9 protein-coding genes are annotated in these 4160 nt (G+C 54.6%); 3 read left to right on the forward strand and 6 right to left on the reverse strand.

Annotation, left to right across the window (positions count from 1 at the left end):
- Nucleotides 1-446: 446 nt before the first annotated feature.
- Together QZ197_RS15030 and QZ197_RS15035 are read left to right on the forward strand one after the other, a co-directional pair.
- A complete protein-coding gene (locus tag QZ197_RS15030) occupies nt 447-587 on the forward strand; it encodes a hypothetical protein (RefSeq protein WP_296432971.1) in 141 nt (46 codons plus the stop codon).
- Nucleotides 584-1081, forward strand: a complete 498-nt coding sequence (locus QZ197_RS15035; protein ID WP_296432972.1) for a hypothetical protein — start codon at nt 584-586, stop codon at nt 1079-1081. Before QZ197_RS15030 ends, QZ197_RS15035 begins: the two co-directional genes overlap by 4 nt.
- A gap of 84 nt (nt 1082-1165) precedes the next feature.
- Here the strand turns inward: QZ197_RS15035 and QZ197_RS15040 are convergent, their stop codons facing one another.
- On the reverse strand, nt 1166-1621 hold the full coding sequence (locus QZ197_RS15040; protein ID WP_296432974.1) for an HNH endonuclease: 456 nt from the start codon (nt 1619-1621) through the stop codon (nt 1166-1168).
- Nucleotides 1622-1890: 269 nt separating this feature from the next.
- On the opposite strand from QZ197_RS15040, the gene QZ197_RS15045 reads away from it, so the two are divergent.
- Complete coding sequence (locus QZ197_RS15045; protein ID WP_296432976.1) at nt 1891-2856, forward strand: site-specific integrase; 966 nt, start codon at nt 1891-1893, stop codon at nt 2854-2856.
- Here QZ197_RS15045 and QZ197_RS15050 read toward each other — a convergent pair.
- From QZ197_RS15050 to QZ197_RS15070, 5 genes are all read right to left on the reverse strand, one after another.
- Entirely contained in the window at nt 2840-3088 is a 249-nt protein-coding gene (locus QZ197_RS15050) for a hypothetical protein (RefSeq protein ID WP_296432977.1), read from the reverse strand. The genes QZ197_RS15045 and QZ197_RS15050 overlap by 17 nt on opposite strands.
- Nucleotides 3085-3312, reverse strand: coding sequence for a hypothetical protein (locus tag QZ197_RS15055; protein WP_296432979.1), 228 nt, complete (start codon nt 3310-3312; stop codon nt 3085-3087). The genes QZ197_RS15050 and QZ197_RS15055 overlap by 4 nt, the downstream gene beginning before the upstream one ends.
- Nucleotides 3309-3518, reverse strand: coding sequence for a hypothetical protein (locus tag QZ197_RS15060; protein WP_296432982.1), 210 nt, complete (start codon nt 3516-3518; stop codon nt 3309-3311). Before QZ197_RS15060 ends, QZ197_RS15055 begins: the two co-directional genes overlap by 4 nt.
- Complete coding sequence (locus tag QZ197_RS15065) at nt 3515-3721, reverse strand: hypothetical protein (protein ID WP_296432985.1); 207 nt, start codon at nt 3719-3721, stop codon at nt 3515-3517. The genes QZ197_RS15060 and QZ197_RS15065 overlap by 4 nt, the downstream gene beginning before the upstream one ends.
- A gap of 79 nt (nt 3722-3800) precedes the next feature.
- Nucleotides 3801-4160, reverse strand: a 360-nt coding sequence (locus tag QZ197_RS15070) for a hypothetical protein (RefSeq protein ID WP_296432986.1), incomplete at its 5' end; no start/stop codon positions are given.

Below are 4160 nucleotides of genomic sequence, written 5' to 3' on the forward strand. Positions count from 1 at the left end.
CGTGTTCCGCGAGGTCGTCTAGTGTTTCAAGTTTCTGGCCCATTAGCTTCGACACTCCAATTTCCGTCTCTATGCCCTCAGTACAGGACTATACAATGTAGGTCAAGTGTTGACCTACATGGCGATACCAGATATGTAGCAGATACGGTAATTGAGGATATGTAGATAATGGGATGGCGGGACGCGGCATTGCCGGATGAACTAGCTGAGTTGAAGCGGCGTGAGGCTGCGCGTGACGTGGCGCGGGTTGAGTATCGCGCTTACTATCGTCGCCTTATGAAGCGCTGCCAGTCACGTATTAAGTGGGCGTCTAGTGTAGCACAAAAGGAGCCGGAATGATGAGGCGGAAACCAGACGGGACGGCGTGGACGGAACGGGAATATGCGCAAGACCTTGTGATAGAAAGGTGCGTTCGGGCCATTAACGAGAGATTGGCGAAAGTGGGCATGGACCGCGAAAAGCTAATACAGAGCCTTGAGGATGACGGCTTTACAGCCACGGAAATAGATCAAGCAAAAATTCGGTTTGCAGAAATGATGAGGGGCGAAGCCCGTGAGGCATTAGCACAAAAGGAGGCCAGAGAATGAAAGCTACAGTTGCAACGCCAGCGCCAGAGTTTTCAGATTGGGAGTTAGGATTTGATTTAAGAAAGACAATGAAACAAAACCTGGATGAAGCTGCAAAGGTTGCCTTTGAATGGTCTTGGGGCAACCTGGAACTGCAGATCAACACCGGATGGCCAGCAGTCGGATGGATACAGGCGGCAACCAAAGATTACGACGAAATTGCATACTTTTCCTTTGAAGCGCTGGCGAGGCAAGCAGCTTGGGAAGTGGCGACAAATTACTCAGAGCAATTTAGAGAGCAGAACATTGAAGAAACCAAGCTGCACCTGGCGGCGGTGCGCGATGAATTGTTGAAAGCGGTCAAGGTTTTCGACGATGCGATTGCAGACCCGATTGCCGCGACCAAAGAGCCAAGCAGCAATCCGCTAGACTACGCCACCACAGAACACATTGAACAAATGAAAAAAGATTGTGGGGGCAGGGCATATCCATTCAGCGAACCAGATGAGGGCTAAAAGGCCCCTTTCCACGCCCGCGCCCGCATAAATCCCGCACGGATGCAGGCAAGCCCATGAGATAAAACGAAAATGCGTTGCCCTTTAGTCGGGGATATAACCCCAAGCGCGACCCGTCTCTATTTTTGAAATGTGGGCTGCATCAACGCCAAAATCCTTTGCAAGTGATGCGCGGCTAATGCCAGCCTTTCTTTCTTTCCTGATGGTTTTCACATCTTCGGGTGTTATCTTATCGCCAGACCGCCCCTGCCTTTTGTGCAAATCCCGTCTGTTGTCTGATGGGCTACCCGCGTAAATATGATGTGGGTTGCAGCATCGCGGGTTGTCGCACTTGTGCAGCGCATACTTTTCGCCAAGGGTTTCGCCGTTTGCCAGTTCCCAGGCTATCCGGCTTGCAGTCAGGCTTTCCCCATTCACCTTCATCCGCCCATAGCTGCCGTTGGCGACAGCACCACGCCAAAGCCAACAGGCGACTTCTGATTTTTTAACGTCTACCTTCGACCAGAACCGCGCGACAGTTATCGGTGAATACTCAGTCATTTTCGACCCTTTTCGGTGCCTGTTACACAATTTTTACCCACAGAGCGTGGGCGATGTGTAAAAATCCAATAAAAGTGAGCGAAAACAATGGGGCCGATATGTGGGGCCGTGCAACTTCACCCGCACCAACTAATATCCCAAAATTTCACAGTTAGCCAGAAAAAACAGGCGCTAAACATAGGCTTTATGTACACCAGCGAAAATGTTTTCCTTGAGTTTCCGCCGAAAATGGAACACCCATTACACACAATTTACCCACGGGTGTGTAAATGGCGAGTTTTGAAAAGCGCAAGGACGGGCGATGGCGGGCTTTTGTGGCGCGTGGCGGCGTTCGCGTCAGCAAGGTGCTGCCGACCAGACAGGCCGCAAAAGATTGGGCGGCACGGAAAGAGTATGAGGTTTTAAATGAGCGACCAGAAGGCGAGACGGCAACATTTGGGGCCACACTTGAGCGCTACGCAAGAGAGGTAACGCCGCGCAAGCGAGGGGCGCGTTGGGAGCATTTGCGGTTGATGCGGTTTCAGAAAGACCCGATTTCACGCCTAAAACTAAGGGATTTAAAGCCTGCGCACTTGTCGAAGTGGCGTGACGCACGGTTGAGGGAGGTCACGCCTGGGACGGTAAACCGCGAAATGTCGTTGCTTTCTGGCGTTCTGACTGTTGCGCGGCGAGAGTGGGGGCTGATCGAAAGCAACCCGATAAGTGACGTTCGCAAGCCGTCAAAGCCGCCGCCGCGTGATAGGCTGGCGACCCCAGCAGAAATGGATGCGTTGAAAATATCGGCTGGGGATGATCTGGCGAACAAAACTGCGCGGGCCTTCCATGCGTTTTCGTTCGCAGTTGAAACCGCCATGCGGGCCGGGGAGATTGTCGGGTTGTCTTGGGACCGCGTGGACCTTCAAAGCCGCGTTTGTACACTACCCATGACAAAGAACGGAACCGCCAGGGCAGTGCCTTTGTCAATCGAGGCAGTCAGGTTGCTTGAGGCTCTGCCAAAAATGGAGCCTGTTTTTGGGCTAAACAGCAGCCAGCTTGAAAGCCTTTGGAGAAAACTGCGGAGGCGGGCAGGCGTCGAGGGTCTTACATTCCACGACAGCCGACACATGGCGATTACACGCCTTGCGCAGAAGATTGATGTTTTGGACCTTGCGCGGATGGTCGGGCACCGCAACATTTCTCAGTTGTTGGCCTATTACAATGCGTCTGCGGCGGAAATTGCTAAACGTCTGGATTGAGCCGCACAAGCCGGACATTCCCCTGCCGCTTTGTTTCGACCATGCCGCAGTCAATCCAGTTGCGCACGGTTCTTGTTGTCCTGCCTACGTGCTGCGCATATTCCGCAACCGTCAGCCATTCGGGCGCGGGCGTGACCGTGGCACCGTCGAGGCGGGCAGCAAGGTCCATGATTAGCCGCTCCATGCGGTCCAGGCGTTCTACCGGGACCAGCGTAAATGCTTGGTCGCTCATTTGACGGCCTCCGTTGGCTTTTCGGCCTTGAAACCCCAGTCGTCATGGCGGTCCTTCGGCATCGGCGCGGGGCGAATATAGGTGTATTGCGTCCGGTGATGCGCCACCATGTTGCCGCAACACAGCGTTGCGGTTGTTGCGCGGCCACCATAGCGCAGGACGCTCGGCGCAGCGCGGTTGTGCGCCAGGCGCAGTTCTTGGTCGCAGTGCGGGCAAATGGTCATTGCGTCAGCCCTGCCAGCTTTGCGCCTTCGTACAGCGCCCGCGCATCCCGCATTTCTGCGACGGTGCAGCGGTGATCAATCAGGCTGTCCACATCAGCGGCCATCTTGCGCAGCGCCTCCGCAGGTGCGCCGTCCTCATTGTTTGCCGCCCTGACAGCCACATAGATGGCGTCATTTAGCGCGGTCATTGCTTCGTCATAAGTCATGGCATTTCCCCGCAGCTTTCGCACTCAACATCGTCGCCAAATTTCACCATCAGCCCACCGCAGGGCCGGGCCCGAAACCTGATCGGCTGATCTTCGTCCGGTTCGGGATAGCGCCCGCAGGTGTCCCCGTCCTCAATGCCGATTTCGTGATGTTCGTCAGGCCCGGCCAAGCGCCAGGCGTCATAGTTTGATGGGAGGTTCATGCCGTTTCCCTTTCTGCTTCTAGGATTGCGTTGCCTATCATTTGCGGAATTTGCGGAACGACCGCATTGCCAAGGGCGGCTAATCTACTAGAGACCAGTCTAGAGGGAAGCCCATCATTTCCTCCACGAATTGCGGGTTGAGTTGGCCAGCCCACAGCATCGAAAGACTTACTTGCTTCCCAATGTTCAATCGCCTTCGCACCGATGGGTTGGCAAGGCTCCCCCTGTCCCGATTGTCCGAGGCAACGGGGGTTGGAAGAAGTGAAAACACGCTTTGAGTTGTGTTGTTCTGGCTCATTGTGCTTGGCCACGGCTTTTGATTGTTCCCTAATATTTTTGTCGGCGTGACCAATAATCCAGACCCGGTCCCTTCGGTGCGGGGCAGCGACGGCGCAAGCTGGAATAACAAACGTCCTTGCGGCGTAACCTTGTCCCTCCA

The sequence above is a fragment of the Yoonia sp. genome (assembly GCF_017854415.1).
In the GTDB taxonomy this organism is placed as follows: domain Bacteria; phylum Pseudomonadota; class Alphaproteobacteria; order Rhodobacterales; family Rhodobacteraceae; genus Yoonia.